Source organism: Variovorax sp. LjRoot130 (assembly GCF_964253755.1).
Lineage (GTDB): Bacteria > Pseudomonadota > Gammaproteobacteria > Burkholderiales > Burkholderiaceae_C > Variovorax.
On the sequence record NZ_CAXURM020000001.1, the window covers coordinates 2,205,780 to 2,220,780 of the forward strand.

14 protein-coding genes are annotated in these 15,001 nt (G+C 67.8%); 7 read left to right on the plus strand and 7 right to left on the minus strand.

The window, feature by feature from the left end; all coding sequences use genetic code 11:
- Nucleotides 1-168: 168 nt before the first annotated feature.
- Entirely contained in the window at nt 169-1,536 is a 1,368-nt protein-coding gene (locus ACSQ86_RS11140; protein ID WP_436303668.1) for an ATP-binding protein, read from the minus strand.
- On the minus strand, nt 1,533-2,210 hold the full coding sequence (locus tag ACSQ86_RS11145) for a winged helix-turn-helix domain-containing protein (protein WP_093109364.1): 678 nt from the start codon (nt 2,208-2,210) through the stop codon (nt 1,533-1,535). The genes ACSQ86_RS11140 and ACSQ86_RS11145 overlap by 4 nt, the downstream gene beginning before the upstream one ends.
- A gap of 89 nt (nt 2,211-2,299) precedes the next feature.
- Here ACSQ86_RS11145 and ACSQ86_RS11150 point away from each other — a divergent pair, with 89 nt between their 5' ends.
- Together ACSQ86_RS11150 and ACSQ86_RS11155 are read left to right on the plus strand one after the other, a co-directional pair.
- Nucleotides 2,300-3,007, plus strand: a complete 708-nt coding sequence (locus ACSQ86_RS11150; protein ID WP_436303669.1) for a phosphatase PAP2 family protein — start codon at nt 2,300-2,302, stop codon at nt 3,005-3,007.
- Between the two features lie 46 nt (nt 3,008-3,053).
- Nucleotides 3,054-4,820, plus strand: a complete 1,767-nt coding sequence (locus ACSQ86_RS11155; protein ID WP_436308854.1) for a phosphoethanolamine transferase — start codon at nt 3,054-3,056, stop codon at nt 4,818-4,820.
- 7 nt (nt 4,821-4,827) lie between these two features.
- On the opposite strand, the gene ACSQ86_RS11160 is transcribed toward ACSQ86_RS11155, so the two are convergent.
- The 5 genes from ACSQ86_RS11160 to eat form a co-directional block, all read right to left on the minus strand.
- Complete coding sequence (locus tag ACSQ86_RS11160; RefSeq protein WP_436303671.1) at nt 4,828-5,406, minus strand: peroxidase-related enzyme; 579 nt, start codon at nt 5,404-5,406, stop codon at nt 4,828-4,830.
- 49 nt (nt 5,407-5,455) lie between these two features.
- Nucleotides 5,456-6,745: a haloacid dehalogenase-like hydrolase gene (locus ACSQ86_RS11165; RefSeq protein ID WP_436303672.1), complete on the minus strand. Its 1,290-nt coding sequence runs from the start codon at nt 6,743-6,745 to the stop codon at nt 5,456-5,458.
- Between the two features lie 65 nt (nt 6,746-6,810).
- Nucleotides 6,811-7,599: an ethanolamine ammonia-lyase subunit EutC gene (gene eutC, locus ACSQ86_RS11170; protein WP_436295165.1), complete on the minus strand. Its 789-nt coding sequence runs from the start codon at nt 7,597-7,599 to the stop codon at nt 6,811-6,813.
- Nucleotides 7,596-8,990: an ethanolamine ammonia-lyase subunit EutB gene (locus ACSQ86_RS11175; protein ID WP_436303673.1), complete on the minus strand. Its 1,395-nt coding sequence runs from the start codon at nt 8,988-8,990 to the stop codon at nt 7,596-7,598. Before ACSQ86_RS11175 ends, eutC begins: the two co-directional genes overlap by 4 nt.
- A 7-nt stretch (nt 8,991-8,997) precedes the next feature.
- Complete coding sequence (gene eat, locus ACSQ86_RS11180; RefSeq protein ID WP_093109357.1) at nt 8,998-10,404, minus strand: ethanolamine permease; 1,407 nt, start codon at nt 10,402-10,404, stop codon at nt 8,998-9,000.
- A 156-nt stretch (nt 10,405-10,560) separates the two neighbouring features.
- On the opposite strand from eat, the gene ACSQ86_RS11185 reads away from it, so the two are divergent.
- The 5 genes from ACSQ86_RS11185 (at nt 10,561) to ACSQ86_RS11205 (ending at nt 14,998) form a co-directional block, all read left to right on the plus strand.
- Entirely contained in the window at nt 10,561-11,598 is a 1,038-nt protein-coding gene (locus tag ACSQ86_RS11185; RefSeq protein ID WP_436308855.1) for a helix-turn-helix domain-containing protein, read from the plus strand.
- Between the two features lie 59 nt (nt 11,599-11,657).
- Nucleotides 11,658-12,068: an FKBP-type peptidyl-prolyl cis-trans isomerase gene (locus ACSQ86_RS11190; protein ID WP_093109440.1), complete on the plus strand. Its 411-nt coding sequence runs from the start codon at nt 11,658-11,660 to the stop codon at nt 12,066-12,068.
- A 23-nt stretch (nt 12,069-12,091) separates the two neighbouring features.
- On the plus strand, nt 12,092-13,024 hold the full coding sequence (locus ACSQ86_RS11195; RefSeq protein WP_436308856.1) for a LysR family transcriptional regulator: 933 nt from the start codon (nt 12,092-12,094) through the stop codon (nt 13,022-13,024).
- 158 nt (nt 13,025-13,182) lie between these two features.
- On the plus strand, nt 13,183-13,692 hold the full coding sequence (locus tag ACSQ86_RS11200) for a flavin reductase family protein (RefSeq protein ID WP_436303677.1): 510 nt from the start codon (nt 13,183-13,185) through the stop codon (nt 13,690-13,692).
- A gap of 154 nt (nt 13,693-13,846) precedes the next feature.
- Nucleotides 13,847-14,998 (plus strand): acyl-CoA dehydrogenase family protein, encoded by a 1,152-nt coding sequence (locus ACSQ86_RS11205; RefSeq protein ID WP_436306286.1) that lies wholly within the window; start codon nt 13,847-13,849, stop codon nt 14,996-14,998.
- Nucleotides 14,999-15,001: the final 3 nt, after the last annotated feature.

The following is a 15,001-nucleotide window of genomic DNA, read 5'->3' on the forward strand; positions in this document are numbered from 1 at the left end:
ACTTTCGTTCGCGCAGGAGGGCCTTTCGCAGTCTCGGAGTGCCGCGATGGGTGTTGCCGAGTCCGTGAACATATTCTGCATGCGCGTGCTCGCTGCGCAATTCAGCCATGCGCCATAGAGCAAGCGGGAGGTGTCCTACTCGTCGTCAGCCCTGGCTCCTTCAGCCCTTCATGCCGGACTCAACACGATGCGCGCCTCGAAGCCTGTCGCCGCCCCCGGCGGCGGCGACATCAGTTCGAGCCGTGCCCCATGCTTCTCGACGATGGTGCCGACGATCGACAGCCCCAGCCCGTAGCCCGCACGATTGGAGCTGTGGCGTACGTGGCGCTGCTGCAGCGTGCGCAGCTCGACCTCGCCGACGCCCGGGCCGAAGTCGCGCACGGCCAGCGTGCAGGGCTGCATCACCTCGATCACGACGCGGCCGCGGCCGTAGCGCAGCGCGTTCTCCACCAGGTTGCGCAGCGCGATCGCCAGCGCGTCGACGTCGCCGAGCGCGACCGGCGGCTCGGTGTCCGGCACCTTGAGCGACAGGCGCTCGTTCACGCGCGGGTCCTGCCAGAACTCCTGCGCCACCGTGCCGGCCAGCTGGACCAGGTCGGTCTTCGTGCGCGTCAGCGAGGCGGCCGATTCGGCCCTGGAAAGTTGCAGCAGCTTCTCGGTGCGGTGGCCGAGCATCTGCAGCGCATCGAGCGCGGCCTCGACATCGTCGCGCCGCAGTTCGTGCTCGAGCGCGGTCTGCAGCCGCAGCCGCGCCGCCGCGAGCGGCGTGCGCAGCTCGTGCGCCGCATTCGCGGCCAGCGCGCGCTCGACATCGAGCGCCTGCGAGAGGCGCTCGAGCAGGCGGTTGACATGGTCGCCGACCGTGCGCAGCTCCTGCGGCAGGCCGGGGAGCCCGATCGGGCGCAGGTCGGTGCCGCTGCGCTGCGCGATCTCGCCGGCGAGCTGCTGCAGCGCGCGCAGCTCGGTGCGCGCCACGTTGCGCAGCACCAGCGCCAGGAGCGGCAGCACGGCGAACAGCGGCACGATCAGGCCGAACAGGGTGCGGTTGAGCGCGGTGCGGCGCTCGTCCAGCGGGTCGGCGACCTGGAAGAAGAGATCGCGCGAGGGATGCCGCACGGTGTAGATCCGCCAGGCCTCGGCATTGGCAAAGCCGGCCGCCAGCGGAACGTCGAAGGCGTTGGGCGGCGACTCGGCGGAGCGCAGCAGTACGCGCTCGTGCAGGTCGACCACCTGGTACAGCACCGCATCGGTCGGAAACAGCTGCGGCGGCGCGATCAGCGGCGTGCGCGTCTCGCCGCGCTCGCTTCGGAGCTTGTCGAGCTCGTGCACCGCCATGTCGAACATGCGGTGCGAGACTTCCACCAGTTCGCTGTCGAAGTTGTGGTTGATCTCGCGGTCCACATACCAGACCACGCCCAGCACGCACAGAAGCCAGACGCCGCCGACCCAGACGATGAGGGTGCGGGTCAGCCGGCCGGCGAGCGAATCGCGCGTGCCGAGCTCCGCGCCCGCCTGCTGCAGGAAGTTCAGCTTCATTCGTCGTCGTCTTCGGGCGAGAAGGAAAGCCGGTAGCCCAGGCCGCGTAGGGTCTGGATGTGGCTGCGGCCGAGCTTGCGCCGGAGGCGGCTGATGAACACTTCCAGCGTATTGCTGTCGGCCTCGTCCCCGAAGCCGTAGAGCGCGTCGGCCAGGTTCTCGCGCGTGTGGATGCGTTCGGGCCGCGTCGCCATCACGCGCAGCAGCGCCCACTCTTTTTGCGTCAGCGTGATCGGAAGACCGTTCTTGCGCACCAGGTCGCGCGCCAGGTCGATCTCGAGCGTGCCGAGCTTCAGCACGGGCGAGCTGGTGGTGCTGCGCCGCCGCTCGACGGCCCGCAAGCGCGCCAGCAACTCCGCGGGGTCGTAGGGCTTGATAAGGTAGTCGTCGGCACCGGCGTCGAGGCCGCGGATGCGGTCGGTCACCTGGTCGCGGGCGGTGAGCACGATCACGATCGGGCGCTCGCGCAGCGCCCGCACGTCCGGCAGCAGCGAGAGCCCGTCGCCGTCGCTCAGGTGCAGGTCGAGCAACACGGCCGCGTACTGCACAGCCGCCAGCGCGGCGCGCGCGTCCGCGAGGCCGGGCGCCACGTCGACCACGAAGGCCTTGGCCATCAGGTAGCTGCAGACCGCGCCCGCCAGGGCGGCATCGTCTTCGACCAGCAATATGCGCACGTCGCCTCGCTCTTATCTCAAAAGAGGGGAGTCTAGTGCGGCCGTCGCTTCAGATTCAGTTCAGGCGCGGACCCTAAGCTTGGCCGCGCATGTTCCGTTCCCTTGCCGCTCGTCCGCTCGCCTGGATTCTTCTGACACTGGCTCTTCTCCTGCTCTGGGATGCCACCGGCCTCGACCTGAAGCTCGCGGCGATGGCGGGCACGCCGATGGGTTTTCCGTGGCGCAGCGACTGGTTCCTGGTCCAGGTCGTGCACGAGGGCGCGCGGTCCCTGAGCTGGCTGATGGTGCTCGCGCTGTTTGCCGGCATCCGCCGGCCCATCGGCATCCTGCGCCTGCTGCGCATGCGCGAAAGAGCACAGCTCGCATTCACCGTGCTGGCCTCCGTTCTGGCCGTCTCGCTGGTCAAGACTACGAGCCATACCAGCTGTCCCTGGGACCTCCAGCTCTTCGGCGGGGTCGCGCACTACGTCTCCCACTGGTCGTGGGGCGTGCAAGACGGCGGCCCGGGCGGCTGCTTTCCGGCCGGCCACGCGTCTGCGGCCTTTGCCTATGCGGGCGGCTGGTTCGCATGGCGCCGCGCCGCGCCCGCGGTGGCGCGAAGATGGCTCTTCGGCGCGCTCGCTGCCGGGCTGCTGCTGGGGCTGGTGCAGCAGCTGCGCGGCGCCCACTACATGAGCCACACGCTCTGGACCGCGTGGATCTGCTGGACGGTAGGCTTCGCGATCGATGCCTTCGTGCACCGGGGCCCGGCCGGGGTTGCGCGGCTGGCCGGCCTTCCGAAGCTGAACGAATCCTGAGCTGCGCATTCAGTGAGTTTTCAGTCCAGCTTTCCAGACTCGCTGGATGCCTGTTTCGAATGCTCGCCCCTTCCCCCATTCCGCTCATGACCCGACTGCCGCCCGGCCGGCGCAAGGGACCGCGGCAGATGCGTCCACGTCGCTCTGGCAGCACATCGATGCCTGGCTCGCGCGGCCGCGCTCGGCGCGCAGCGTGGTCCTCTGGCTGAGCCTCTACCTGGCGCTGGCCACCAATTGGCCGCTGTGGAACGAGCTGGCGCGCATCGGCGGTGCGCCGAGCATGTACTTGCCGTCGATCGCGGCGATGGCGCTGCTCATCGTCTGCGGCAGCGTGGCGCTCTTGTCCTTCACCGCCTGGTCGCGCTGGATGAAGCCGCTCTGGTTCGCCGTCGTCGTGGTCGCCGCCGTGGCCCAGCACTACATGCAGAGCTACCGGGTGGTGATGGACCCCAGCATGCTGGCCAACGCGATGCAGACCGATGCCCACGAGGTGAACGACCTGCTGAGCTGGCGCCTGCTGTTCCACGTGCTGCTGGTCGCCGCCTTGCCTGCCTGGGCGCTGTGGCGCGTGCAGGTCGTCCCGATGCGCTTCGTCTCGCAAGCCTGGCGCAATGCGCTGCTGCTCGTCGCAGCGGTGGCCGTGGCGGTGGGCGGTGCGCTGGCGATGGGCCGGGAGCTCGCGCCGCTGATGCGCAACAACGTCCACCTGCGCTACATGATGAATCCGCTGGCCAGCATCTATTCGGCCAGCGCGGTCGCCATCAGGCCGATGTTCAAGCACAGCCGCAAGCTGATCCCGGTGTCCGGCGGCGCGGCACTGGGCGCCAGTTATGCGGCGCAGGCCCGGCCGCCGCTCTTCGTGCTGATGGTGGGCGAGACGGCGCGGGCCGACCACTTTGCGCTGAACGGCTATGCGCGCGACACCACGCCGGAGCTCGCGGCGCGCAAGGTGCTGAGCTGGCGTGACGTTCATTCCTGCGGCACCAACACGCTGGCCTCTGTGCCCTGCATGTTCTCGCCGCTGGGCAAGACCGCCTTCGAGGCGCGCAAGGACGAGTACGAGAACCTGATGGACGTGCTGCAGGCCGCCGGCCTTGCGGTGTTCTGGCTCGACAACCAGGCCGGCGGCTGCAAGGGCGTCTGCGACCGCGTGCCGCACGCGTCGGCCTTCGACACCGTCGACCCGAGCGTGAAGAGCGCGCTTTGCGAAGGCGACGAATGCCTCGACGACGTCATGCTCCATGGCCTGGATGCGCGCCTGGCCGCCTTGCCGGCCGAGCGCCGCGGCAAGGGCGTGGTGCTGGTCATGCACCAGATGGGCAGCCATGGCCCGGCCTACTACAAGCGCTCTTCGCCCGATGCCAAGCGCTTCCTGCCCGAGTGCAAGAGCAACGCGCTGGCCGAATGCAGCCACGCCGAGCTGATCAACGGCTTTGACAATTCCATCGCCTACACCGACCGCTTTCTCGGCAAGACCATCGACTGGCTGAAGGCACAGTCCAAGAGCTACGACCCCGCATTGCTCTATCTCAGCGATCATGGCGAATCGCTGGGCGAGTACGGGCTGTTCCTGCATGGCGTGCCCTACAGCTTTGCGCCCGAGGTGCAGAAGCACATACCGATGATCGCGTGGTTCGGCGAGGGCATGAGCGCGCGCGACAAGCTCTCGCGTTCATGCATGGAGGCGGGGCTCGACACGCCGCTCACGCACGACAACCTCTATCACACGGTGCTGGGCCTGATGGACGTGAAGACGCCGAGCTACAAGCCCGCGCTCGATGCGCTGGCCTCTTGCCGCGGCGCGCCGGCCTGAATAGGCCCTACTTCTTCTCGCGCGGCAGCCGCCCCATCAGGAAGAACTCCGGGTTCGGCTGCATGCCGCTGAAGCTGGCCATGCGGTTGGAAAGGCCGAAAAAGGCGGTGATGGCGGCGATGTCCCAGATGTCCTCGTCGCTGAAGCCGTGCGCGTGCAGCGGCGGGAAGTCGGCGTCGTCGATCTCGTGCGAGCGCTCGCAGACCTTCATCGCGAACTCGAGCATCGCGTACTGGCGCGGCGTGATGTCGGCCTTGCGCCAGTTGACTGCCACCTGGTCGGCCACCAGCGGCTTCTTCTCGTAGATGCGCAACAGCGCGCCGTGCGCCACCACGCAGTAGAGGCACTGGTTGGCGGCGCTGGTGGCGGTGACGATCATCTCGCGGTCGCCCTTGGTGAGAGAGCCTTCCTCCTTCAGCATCAGCGCATCGTGGTAGGCGAAGAAGGCGCGCCACTCGGCCGGCCGGCGCGCGAGCGCCAGGAACACGTTGGGCACGAAGCCGGCTTTCTCCTGCACTTCGAGCACCTTGATGCGGATGTCTTCGGGCAGGTCCTCGAGCTCGGCGAGGGGATAGCGTTCGGCCATGGTCGTCTCCTGGTGTCCGGCACGGCAGCCGGTGCGCTTCGAGACGAGTCTACTTGAGCGTCTTGCCCTGCGTGGCGCCCAGTGGCGTGTGCAGTTGCGACGGCACGAACAGGCCCGTGTTGTCGTCGCGGCCCTGCAGCAGGTAGCGCGTATCGGCCTTGCCGTAGCCCTGCGCGGCGAGCACCGAGAACTTGCCGATGTCCGTCTTGCCGTCGCGCAGCCGATTGACGATCAGCACCTTCTTGGTGTCCGCGAAGTCGGCCATCATGTTCTGGTCGCCTTCGCTGTCGCCGGCGATGAAGCTGGGCCCATAGCCGTATTTGCTGACCAGGAAGCGCTGGATGTTCTTGGTCTTGCCCCGTCCCTGGGTCTGGTCGTAGCCGCGACGGTATTCGGGCTGGATCACGCCCTTGGCATCGCGTTCGAGTTCCATCGCCAGCACGCGCTCTGCCGGGTTGTCGTAGCCGAAGGCCGGGTTCGAGGAGATCTCCTTGATTACGTCGACGAAGGAGGCCGAGCAGACCCAGACATCGAAGCCCGCGTTGCGGAACCTGGCGTACAGCTCCTGCATCTCGGGAACCAGGCGCAGGCCGTTCTTCCAGCTCACCGAGACGACGCCGGCTTGGCCGGGCAGGGCGGCCGGCGTGCTCCACTTGACCTTTTCCACCGGCTGCTTGAGTTGCCAGGCCACCGTATCGGCCGTGAGCTTGCGCACCTGCGCCTCGTTGAGCCCGACGAAGAGATAGGTGACCCAGGGGTAGGCCGTGTCGTGGTCGAAGGTGTCGCCGATGGCTTCGTACAAGTAGCGGACCTTGGTCACGAAGGCCGTGTAGTTCGGGTTCTGCTTGACGGCCGCGAGCGGCATGCTGCCCTGGAGGCCGCTGTAGTTCCGGTAGAGCCAGGTGTAGCTGGCAACGATGTCCGGCACGATGCTGTCGATGTTGACCGGCTGCCCCGCCGCGTTGTTGTGGGCCGGCGCAAAGTTGGTTTTCGGAATGTTCTTGCGCAACGCCGTTTCGAGCTGTGCCGGCGTGGCGCCGAAGGCGAGGTTCTCCAGCTGGTAGATCAGCGATGCCTCTTCGATATCGAGAAAGATGCTGGTGTTGTCCCAGTCGAAGACCACGTACGGCGGCTTCGATGCGTTGTAGGCCGGGCTGCCTCTGCCGAGGCCGGCGATCAACGCATCGATCTGCTGCCGGTTGAAAGGGTCCCAACGGCCCGCGGCAAGCGGCTGAATGCTGGCGCTGGGCGCTGCCGGCCCGAATGGCCCGCCGGCACAGCCGGCCGCCAAGGCAGCGGCCAGGACCATCGGCAAGACACGGGCAAAGTTCCTCTTCATGGAGTTTTCTTCCTTCAAGTGACAGGGGGATGGGAAACGAGACGAAACGGGTTGCGGCGGGCGGCTCAGGGCGCCGGAAGCGTGGGCGGCGTCGTGCCGCCTTCGAGCACCGCCGCATCGCTTTCATCCTTCAGCGCCACGCCGGTCAGGCCCAGGCGCAGGGCCTGCCGCATCAGCCAGGCCAGCTTGAAGGCGGCGGCGTCGTAGGACAGGCCTTGCGGCCGCACGTTGGAGATGCAGTTGCGCTCCGCATCGTGGCGGCCGCGGCGTGGCGTGTGCGTGAGATAGATGCCGAGGCTGTCCGGCGAGCTGAGGCCGGGCCGCTCGCCGATCAGCATCACCGAGAGTTGGGCCGCGAACAGCTCGCCGATCTCGTCGGCCAGCGCGACGCGCGCCTGCGTGGCGATGACGACCGGCGCGAAGCGCGTGCCTGGCGGCAGTTGCGAACGCAATGCCGTGAGCAGCGGCACGGCATGACGCTCCACCGCGAGCGAGGACAGGCCGTCGCCGACGACGATGCAGACATCCGTTGCGGCGCCTGCCGATTCGCGCAGTCGCATCGCATCGTCGGCGTGCAACTGGCGGCCGAGGTCGGGGCGCCGCAGATAGGTGGTGCGATCCTCGGCCCGGCTGCGGGCGTGCGCGACTGTCCATCCCGCGGCCTTCAACGCCTGCTCGAGTGCGCCGGCATCCAGGGCGGCATGGATCGCGTCGCGCGCCATCGCATGGGCCCAGCCGAAGCGCAGCACCTCGTCGGTCGGCATGCCGGCGCCGGCGCGGCCCAGCGCCAGGCGAGCCGGCGTCGCGTTGCGCCACTCGCCCCAGGGACTGCGTGTGACCGCCTCGTCCGTCATGAGGCCAGCGCCTTCAGCGCGCCCATGTCGGCCAGCAGCCGGTTGGAAGAGGGCGGCTGCAGCCGGCCGTCGCTGCCGGTGATCTGCATGCGCTGCAGCCAGGCCTCGAACTCGGGCGCGCGCTGCAGGCCCATGGTTTCGCGCAGGAACAGCGCGTCGTGGAAGGAGGTGCTCTGGTAGTTGAGCATCACGTCGTCCGCGCCCGGCACGCCCATGATGAAGTTGATGCCGGCGGTGCCGAGCAGCACCAGCAGCGTGTCCATGTCGTCCTGGTCGGCTTCGGCATGGTTGGTGTAGCAGACGTCGCAGCCCAGCGGCAGGCCCAGCAGCTTGCCGCAGAAGTGGTCTTCGAGGCCGGCGCGGATGATCTGCTTGCCGTCGTAGAGGTACTCGGGCCCGATGAAGCCGACCACGGTGTTGATCAGGAGCGGCTTGTAGCGCCGCGCCAGCGCATAGGCGCGCGCTTCGCAGGTCTGCTGGTCGAGGCCGGCGTTGGCGTTGGCCGAGAGCGCGCTGCCCTGGCCGGTTTCGAAGTACATGACGTTGTCGCCGACCGTGCCGCGTTTCAGCGCCAGCGCGGCGGCGTAGGCTTCGTCGAGCAGCTCGGGCGTGACGCCGAAGGAACGGTTGGTCTTCTCGGTGCCGCCGATCGACTGGAACACCAGGTCGACCGGCGCGCCGGCCTCGGCCAGCTTCAGCGTGTTGGTGACGTGGGTCAGCACGCAGCTCTGCGTCGGGATCTCGAAGCGCTGGATCACCTCGTCGAGCATGCGCAGCAGATCGCCGAGCACCTGCATGCTGTCGGAGGCCGGGTTGAGCCCGATCACCGCGTCGCCGGCGCCCATGAGCAGGCCGTCCAGCGTGGAGGCCGCCACGCCGCGCAGGTCGTCGGTCGGATGGTTGGGCTGCAGCCGCACCGAGAGATGGCCGGGCAGGCCGATGGTGTTGCGAAAGCGCGTGACCACGCTGCACTTGCGCGCCACCGCGACGAGGTCCTGGTTGCGCATGAGCTTGGATACCGCGGCCACCATCTCCGGCGTGAGCCCGGGGGCCAGCGCGGTCAGCGCCGCGGTGTCGGCCTGTTCGGACAGCAGCCAGTTGCGGAAGTCGCCGACGCTCAGGTGCGCCACCGGCGCGAACGCCCGCGCGTCGTGCCCATCGATGATGAGCCGCGTGATGTTGTCTTCTTCATAGGGAACGAGTGCCTCGGTCAGGAACTGCTTGAGCGGCGTCTCGGCCAGCACATGGCGCGCCGCCATGCGCTGCTGCGCGGTGGCCGCGCCCACGCCGGCGAGGTAGTCGCCCGAGCGCGCCGGGCTCGCGACGGCCATGACCTGCTTGAGGTCTTCGAAGGAGAAGGCCTGCGAATCGATCGTGGTGCGGTAGCGCATCGAAAGCTCAGACGGTGGTGGACAACATCTCGTCCGGCGCTGCCGCCTTGCGTTGATCGGCCGTCAGCCGGAAGTAGCCGTAGGCCAGCGCCATCAACACCAGGAACAGCAGCGTCAGCATGCCGTTGAACCAGATCATCGCGCCAAGGCAAACCACGCCGAGCCCCAGGGCGATGGCCGGAAACACCGGGTAGAAGGGCGCGCGGTAGGTGCGTTCCAGGCCGGGTTCGGTGCGCCTGAGCTTGAACAGCGCGGCCATCGAGATCAGGTACATGACGATGGCGCCCAGCACCGCCATCGTGACGATGTTGGCCGTCAGCGTCTGGCCGCCGAACTGCACCCATTCGTCGCTGAAGATCGCGGCCACGCCGATGACGCCGCCGGCCACCAGCGCGCGGTGCGGCGTGTTGAAGCGCGGGCTGAGCGCCGCGAAGGTGGCGGGCAGGTAGCCGGCGCGCGCCAGCGCGAAGATCTGGCGCGAGTAGCCCATGATGATCCCGTGGAAGGAGGCGATCAGCCCGAACAGGCCGATCCACACCAGCATGTGCAGCCAGCCGCTGTTCTCGCCGACCACCACTTTCATCGCCTGCGGCAGCGGGTCGTTGATGTTGGCGAGCTTGCGCCAGTCGCCCACGCCGCCGGCGAAGATCATCACGCCGAAGGCCAGCACCACCAGCGTCACGATGCCGGTCGTGTAGGCCAGCGGAATGGTGCGGTGCGGATCGCGCGCCTCTTCGGCCGCCATCGCCGCGCCCTCGATCGCCAGGAAGAACCAGATCGCGAACGGGATCGAGGCGAAGATGCCCGAGATCGCCGCGCCGTTGAGCACCTCGCCGCCGGCCCAGCCGTGGGCCGTGAAGTTGGCCATCGACCAGCCGGGCGCGACGACGCCCATGAACACCAGCAGCTCGAAGATGGCCAGCACCGTGACGAAGAGCTCGAAGGCCGCGGCGATGCCGATGCCGATCCAGTTGAGGCCGATGAAGATCACATAGGCACCGAGCGCGAACCACTTCGGGTTGATGCCAGGGAACTGCACGTTGAGATAGGCGCCGATCGCCAGCGCGATGGCCGGCGGCGCGAACACGAACTCCACCAGCGTCGCGAAGCCGGCGACGAAGCCGCCGTTGGGCCCGAAGGCGCGCCGCGCATAGGCGAAGGGTCCGCCCGCATGCGGGATCGCCGTGGAGAGCTCGGTGAAGCTGAAGATGAAGGTCGTGTACATCGTGGCCACGAGCACCGTCGCGACCAGGAAGCCCAGCGTGCCGGCGGTGTTCCAGCCGTAGCTCCAGCCGAAATACTCGCCCGAGATCACCAGGCCGACGGCAATGCCCCACAGCTGCATGGGTCCGAGCACCTTCTTGAGATGGCCCGACGCGGGGCCGGGTACGGGCGGTGCTTCCAATGAACTCATGGTGTTTTCCCTCTTGGATGGCAATGAGCGGATTCGACCAAATCAGGGGCCGCGGCGCTATCCGGAATCGGAAAAAGCACGGCGGCAAGCCTCGCGGCATCTGGCATCTGTCTTGCTTTCGACAGGAGACCTACCCTTCGTTCACTGGATCCGGCCTTGCCCATCGACGCGTCCGCACCCTTGCCGAACCCGCCGGCGCTCCCGGCAGGCGGCCATCGCCTGCGATACGCCGAGCGCGTGAGCTGCGATGTGGACGAACACGCGACGCACATCTCCGCCTGGCGCCAGGAGTACGACCAGCTGTCCTGCGGGCGCTTCGAGGGCGCCGTGCGCGAGCTGTGGATCGATGGGCCGCGCCTGCAGATATTCCACGAACACACCGGCCAGCAGACCAGCCAGCAATGCCTGCCCTGGCGCGGGTCGATCTGGTTCGGCGTGCCTGACGGCCACAGCCACGAGCCATTGCATTTCTCGGGGCGCCTGCAGCGTGCCGATCGCATGCGCTTGGTGATGTCGGCCCGGGCGAACGACGGTTTCGTGCTGCGCACGCCCCGGAACTTCGGGATCTACGGCGTCGTCGTCGACGAGGAGTGGCTGGGCACGCAGATACAGCGCCTGGGCCTTCGCCCACCGCTCATCGGCCAGGGTGCGCTGGTGCATGCGGCCGCGGTTGCGCCCCACGTGCATGTCGCTTTGTGCCAGACCATCGAGTCGCTGCTGGGCCTCGGTGCCAGCGGCGAAGCCGAGCAGAGCTGGGGCCGTGCCGCCCTGCAGACCCTGCTCGACCAGTTGCTGGGTCTGCTGGCGGGCACGACGCAAGCCGACGGCTTCATCGCCCAGCTGCAAGCCAGCCAGCGCCGCCTGGCGGCCGTCATGGCGGCGCGCTCGCTCGTCGTGCATCCGCTCAACCACGCCATGTCCGTGGACGACCTGTGCCTGCAGCTGCACCTCACGCCGCGCACCCTGCGCAATCACTTCCGCAGCGTGGTCGGCGAGTCGCCGGTGGAGTTCCTGCGGGCCGTGCGCCTCAATGCCTGCCGGCGCAAGCTGCGCCTGCCGCAGGCCGCAAGCACGGTGCAGGATGTCGCCGCGCAATGGGGCTTCTTCCACATGGGCCGCTTCTCGCAGGAGTACAAGGCCATGTTCGGCGAGCTGCCCTCGGAGACGCTTCGGCAGGCCAGGCTGACGCACTGAGGCGCCCGGGTGCCGGTTGGCAATAATGAGTGGTCATCCACTCACCGAAGGCCTGCCCCGTGCGATCACTTTTCTGCGCTGCCCTTGTTTCCGCGTTCGTCTTGCCGACTGCCTGGGCGCAGTCGGGCCCCGTCACCACCCCGAGCGGGCTGATCTACCAGTCCTTGGTCGAAGGCAAGGGCGCCTCGCCCGCCGCCACCGACGCGGTCAAGGTGCACTACCGCGGCACCTTCCCCGACAGCGGCAAGGAGTTCGACAGCTCCTACAAGCGCAACGAGCCTACCGAGTTCCCGTTGAACGGTGTGATCCCGTGCTGGACCGAGGGCGTGCAGAAGATGAAGCCGGGCGGCAAGGCCAAGCTGACCTGCCCGCCGTCGATCGCCTACGGCACCCGCGGTGCGGGCGGCGTGATTCCGCCCAATGCCACGCTCAACTTCGAGATCGAGCTGATCTCGGTCACCAAGCGCTGAGGCCGGCCGCTCGCATCCGGTTCATGAATCTTCGCTCGATCGATCTCAATCTGCTGGTGGTGCTCGAAGCGCTCATCGAAGAGCGCGGGGTGCGCCGGGCCGGAGAGCGCATCGGCCTGAGCCAGTCGGCGACCAGTCATGCGCTCGATCGCCTGCGCAAACTGCTCGGCGACGAGATCCTGGTTCGGACCACGACCGGCATGGAGCCCACGGCGAGGGCGCTGAGCCTGGCCGGGCCGTTGCGGATCGCGCTGCAGAGCATACAGACGGCGTTGACGCCGGAGCGCTTCGTTCCGGAGGAAGCGCAGGGCGAGATTCAGATCGCCGTCGAAACCCACGAGACCATCATCATCCTGCCGCAACTGGTCGACGAGATGCGGACCGAGGCACCGCTGCTGTCCCTGACCGTTCGCCCGGGCTCGGTCGACGATATCCTGGTTGGAATCGATCAGGGACGCACCGACATCGGTATCGGCTTCTTTCGCGGGCTGCCCGATCGGTTCATGACCTGCCGTCTGCTGGGCGACAGCCACGTTTGCGTGATGCGTGCGGACCATCCGCTCGCCGCTGCGCCGCTGACGCTGGAGAGCTACCTGCAGGCGCCGCACCTGCTGGTCAGCATGAGCGGCGCGTCGGACGATCTGGTCGACTCGGCGCTGGCCGATCGGAATCTGCGCAGAAGCATCGCGATGCGCCTGCCCCATGGGCTGGCCGCGGTCATCGCCCTGACCCGCTCCGACATGGTCACAACCGTGACGCGAGGCGCGGCGCGCGTCTTCGCGCAGTCGGGGCGGCTGGTTGCGATGGAACTGCCCTTCGCCGTGCCGCGCGTCGAGTTCCGCCTGATCTGGAACCGCCGCCTGCAGCAAAGTCCGCAGCACCGCTGGCTCAGGCAGAAGCTGGTGGCCATCGGCGCCGCCGCGGAAGCGAGCAGCGCCTCGGAGCAGGCCGCCTAGACGGGCGCCCGTCTGTGCTCTGCACGCGGCGGCCGAGCTCATCGACGGCGTGCACTTTGCATGTGCAACCTTTGCATTGGCCAGTTTCCATCCCGCCGCATACAGTTTCTTCAGAGGTCGACACGCTTCGTTCATGGAGTCGACCCGAGGAGACAAAGATGAATACTGTGACGGTAGATCCGCAGCAGGTCGACACCGCATTCCGCGCCGCGATGCGCCGGTTCGCCTCGACGGTGACGATCATCACTGCAGCCGACCACGAGCGTCGTCACGGCATGACGGCCACAGCAGTGACCTCGCTCTCGATGAGCCCGCCATCGCTCCTCATCTGTCTTAACCAGAAGACCCTGCTGCACGACATCATGTTCCGTGCGCGACGCTTCTGCGTGAACGTGCTGCACTGCGAGCAGGTCGAGTTGTCGGCCGCCTTCAGCGGCGCGGTTGCGGCCGAGGAGCGTTTCGCGCTGGGCACCTGGTCGCGCACCGAGGATGGCATTCCCTATCTTGCGGACGCCCAGGCCAACCTGTTCTGCAGGAAGGCGGCCGCCATTCCGTACGGCACGCACACCATCCTGGTCGGCCAGGTCGAGCATGTCGGCCTGCGCGATGCCATCGCTCCCCTGGTCTACCAGGACGCTTCGTACTGCGTGACGAGTCCAGCGGCCTGACCGGCCGTGCCGCGCGGGGCGTGCCGCGCCACTTCTTCCTTTCTCTACTTCTTTCTCAACAGGTGGTCCCATGTCCTGCGTCATTTCGCGCGAAAAACCTCAGTCGATTCCTTCGTTCGCACAACGGCCGACGCCTGCCGAACTCCATTCGAGGATGAAGGCCTTGCTGCCCGCCATCAAGGCCAGGGCCGGCGACACCGAGCGGCTCGGACGCATCCCCGCCGACAGTCTTGATGCCTTGCGCGAAGCAGGCCTGTACCGCGTCGTCCAGCCGACGCGCTTCGGAGGCCACGAATACGACTTCGACGTGCTGGTCGAACTCGTGATGGAACTCGCCCGCGCATGCGCATCGACTGCATGGGTCTATGGTCTCTATGCCGCCCATCAGTGGCTGGTCGCCAGTTTCGATGCCCAGGCGCAGCGCGATGTCTGGGATGACGACGCGGACGCGGCCATCTGCGGCTCCTACGCCCCGGCAGGAAAAGCCGTCGCGGTGGCTGATGGCTACCGGCTCACCGGACGCTGGGCTTTCGCCAGCGGCTGCGACGGCGCCCAGTGGGCGGTCTGCGCATCGGTTCTGCCTGCCCAGGAAGCCGGACCTGCGCCGGGGCCTGCCTTCTTCCTGGTGCCCGCGACCGACTACCTCATCGACGGCACCTGGGATGTGGTCGGCCTTGCAGGCACCGGCAGCAAGACTCTGGTGCTGGACGACGTGTTCGTGCCGAAGCACCGGATCCTCACCTTCCGCGAGACCACCAGCGGCCGCACGCCGGGCAGTCGGGTGCACGACAACCCGGGCTTCGGCATCCCGATGCTGTCGAACATCCCGTCATGCCTTGCAGCGGCGGGTGTGGGTGCTGCGGCCGGCGCGCTGGACGACTACCTCGAGGCGACCGGCCAGCGCGTGACCCGCGGGGCCGTGGCCGGAGGCAACAACCGGATGGCGGAATTCCCGACCATCCAGCTGCGTGTGGCGGAAGCGGGGGCGGGCACCGATGCGGCCCGCGAGATCCTGCTGCGCGACCTCCGAGCCCGGGCACTGACGGCCCGGTCCGGCGAGGAGATCACGGTGGAAGACCGGATCTCCAGCCGGCGCGGGCAGGCCTTCGCGGTCTCGCTTGCGATCCGCAGCGCAGAGGCATTGAATGCTTCCACCGGCGGGCAAGGACTCGCGATGTCCAACCCGGTCCAGCGCGCCTGGCGCGACGCCAACGCCGTGGGTCGCCACATCAGCCTGAACTGGGATGCAGTGGGAACCATGGCCGGCCAGATGGCGCTCGGTCTCGAGCCCAAGGGCCAATACTAAGGA

Coding starts and splice junctions, on each gene's coding strand:
- ACSQ86_RS11140 (WP_436303668.1), bottom strand. CDS start 1,536: ATGAAGCTGAACTTCCTGCAGCAGGCGGGCGCGGAGCTCGGCACGCGC.
- ACSQ86_RS11150 (WP_436303669.1), top strand. CDS start 2,300: ATGTTCCGTTCCCTTGCCGCTCGTCCGCTCGCCTGGATTCTTCTGACA.
- ACSQ86_RS11205 (WP_436306286.1), top strand. CDS start 13,847: ATGAAGGCCTTGCTGCCCGCCATCAAGGCCAGGGCCGGCGACACCGAG.
- eat (WP_093109357.1), bottom strand. CDS start 10,404: ATGAGTTCATTGGAAGCACCGCCCGTACCCGGCCCCGCGTCGGGCCAT.
- ACSQ86_RS11195 (WP_436308856.1), top strand. CDS start 12,092: ATGAATCTTCGCTCGATCGATCTCAATCTGCTGGTGGTGCTCGAAGCG.
- ACSQ86_RS11160 (WP_436303671.1), bottom strand. CDS start 5,406: ATGGCCGAACGCTATCCCCTCGCCGAGCTCGAGGACCTGCCCGAAGAC.
- ACSQ86_RS11165 (WP_436303672.1), bottom strand. CDS start 6,745: ATGAAGAGGAACTTTGCCCGTGTCTTGCCGATGGTCCTGGCCGCTGCC.
- ACSQ86_RS11175 (WP_436303673.1), bottom strand. CDS start 8,990: ATGCGCTACCGCACCACGATCGATTCGCAGGCCTTCTCCTTCGAAGAC.
- ACSQ86_RS11155 (WP_436308854.1), top strand. CDS start 3,054: ATGCCTGTTTCGAATGCTCGCCCCTTCCCCCATTCCGCTCATGACCCG.
- ACSQ86_RS11200 (WP_436303677.1), top strand. CDS start 13,183: ATGAATACTGTGACGGTAGATCCGCAGCAGGTCGACACCGCATTCCGC.
- eutC (WP_436295165.1), bottom strand. CDS start 7,599: ATGACGGACGAGGCGGTCACACGCAGTCCCTGGGGCGAGTGGCGCAAC.